Origin of the sequence: Candidatus Magnetaquicoccus inordinatus, from assembly GCF_004217665.1 — a bacterium.
GTDB lineage: Bacteria > Pseudomonadota > Magnetococcia > Magnetococcales > Magnetaquicoccaceae > Magnetaquicoccus > Magnetaquicoccus inordinatus.
Window position 1 is genome coordinate 1 of the sequence record NZ_RXIU01000355.1, and the last position, 2185, is coordinate 2185.

The window sequence follows — 2185 nt, forward strand, 5'->3', positions numbered from 1 at the left end:
CTGCAGCAGCGTGCGCAAGATGCAGTGGCAGCAGAGCGCTGTTATCGCAGTGCTCTGCAACAACGGCGGGATCATCCTGTAGCCTGGCTGAATCTGATTCGTCTCTGTCAGGCGCAAAAACGCACGGCAGAGACCACAGCTTTGCTGCAGGAGGCGTTGTCGTTATGGCCCGATCATGTGGATTTGTTGCGGCTGCAGGGAGACCATCTCTACGAGCAGGAAGAGGCAGAAGCTGCACTCTCCATCTATCGTCGTATCGAATCCTTGCAACCTGGTTTGGCCAATACTGCCAACGCCATGGGCGTGGCGTGGCGTGCGCTCGGCAATAATGAAGAGGCAGAGGCAGCCTGGTTGCGTTGTCTCTGCATCGATCCCCAGCATGTTGTCGCCTTGGCCAATCTGGGCACATTGTATCGACTCAAAAAGCGCCATGAAGAGGGGTTGCGTTGTTTGCGCAAGGCAGCGCAACTGCAACCGGATGATCCGGATACCATGGCCAGCCTGGCCTGTACCTTGATTGATCTGGGTCTGATCAGTGAAGCCATGCAGTTGATGGCACCTCTATTGGTTCGCTATCCGGAACATCTGGATCTGCTCGGTATGCAGGCTTTTGCCCTGGTGCAGCAAGCACGTATTGAAGAGGGACAACAGCTTTTGGCCAAAGCCAGGGAGCGCAAACCAGACAGCCTGGTGGCGATTGGCAATACGCTCTTTTCTTCCCTGTATAGCGACAGTTTGGATGGCCAGATGCAAAGTCAATTGCATCAGGAACTGGCCGTTCATGTGCGTCAACAGGTTACCCCTTTGCCTCCCTCTCCACCTGCTTTGTTGCATCGACAGAGCTGTCGCATCGGCTATCTTTCACCCGATCTGCGCAGCCATCCTGTCGGCCTATTTATCGAACCCATCTTGCGCCATCACAACCGTGATCGTTTCCATGTCACCTGCTATGCCTTGCCGCACGCAGCCGATGAGACCACAGAACGGCTGATGCGCTATGCCCAAAGCTGGCGCAATCTGGAGGGATGGAAACGGGAAAAGATGGCTCAGCAGATTCGCGATGATGAAATCGATATTCTGATTGATCTGGCCGGCTATACCGCCGGTGGACGCATGGATCTGATGGCCTGTCGGGCGGCACCCCTCCAGGCTGTTTTTTTGGGCTATCCCTTTTCCACAGGTTTGCCGGAGATCGATTATATTGTGGCCGATCGCCATGTCATTCCTGCCGAAGAGAGGCATCTGTACACTGAAAAGGTGCTCTATTTGCAAGAGAGTTTTTTATGTTATCACAGAGCAGGTGCACCCCCTGTAGCCCCGTTGCCCGCTTTGAAAAATGGCTATATTACCTTCGGCAGCTTTAATAATCTGCCCAAGCTTTCTGACAAAACAGTTGCTCTGTGGGCAAAGCTGCTGCACGCTCTTCCCGATGCGCGCTTGTTGCTCAAGGCTTCCAGTCTGGGCGATGCCGGTACCATGCAGCTTGTGCAACAACGTTTTCGGGTCCAGGGTATTGCCGACGAACGGATTCTTATGCGTCCTGCATCACCGATGGAGCGCTATTTGGCGGAATATGCTGATGTGGATATTGCCCTTGATCCCACCCCTTTCAATGGTGGAACCACCAGTTGTGATACCCTCTGGATGGGCGTACCTTTGGTCACTCTGCTGGGCGAAGGTTTCATGAGCCGCATGGGCAGCAGCGTTTTGCACACAATCGGTTCACCCCAATGGGTCGCCTCCACCTGTGAAGAGTATGTACAAATCGCCTGCCAATTGGCCACCGATTATGCGCTTCTTGCCACCATTCGCGCTGGTTTGCGCGAACGCATGCAGCACTCGCCACTGTGCGCCGCTCCAAGCTATACCGCTGATTTGGAGAGGCAACTGCTGCGCATTTGGCATAGTCGATGACTTTATAAATACCACGACACTGATTGATAAAATTTAACTATTCACCACCAAAAATAACTGCGGGTCCAGGGAGGGCACCTCCCTGGCGGAGCCTCACCAAAGGTTTGATTGGTGATCGTTACATCGTTATCAGTCCTGGCGGCTCGAAAAATCTTCTGGCGGCGGATGCGACCATCGTGCGTACTGAACCGGCTATCAATTTTGAAGAGTTGATCAGTCAGTTTATTCATGGCTCTGTCAAATAACTTTGCAAGGAATCCGACTACCCATG

General features: G+C 53.4%; 2 protein-coding genes. Both read left to right on the top strand.

The genetic code is table 11. From position 1 onward, the window contains the following. On the top strand, positions 1-1914 hold a 1914-nt coding region (locus EJP87_RS15570; protein WP_130472771.1), incomplete at its 5' end, for an O-linked N-acetylglucosamine transferase, SPINDLY family protein. A 104-nt stretch (positions 1915-2018) separates the two neighbouring features. Then, the gene (locus EJP87_RS18070) at positions 2019-2159 is read left to right on the top strand and encodes a hypothetical protein (RefSeq protein WP_193771446.1); all 141 of its coding nucleotides are present in this window, start codon (positions 2019-2021) and stop codon (positions 2157-2159) included. Positions 2160-2185: the final 26 nt, after the last annotated feature.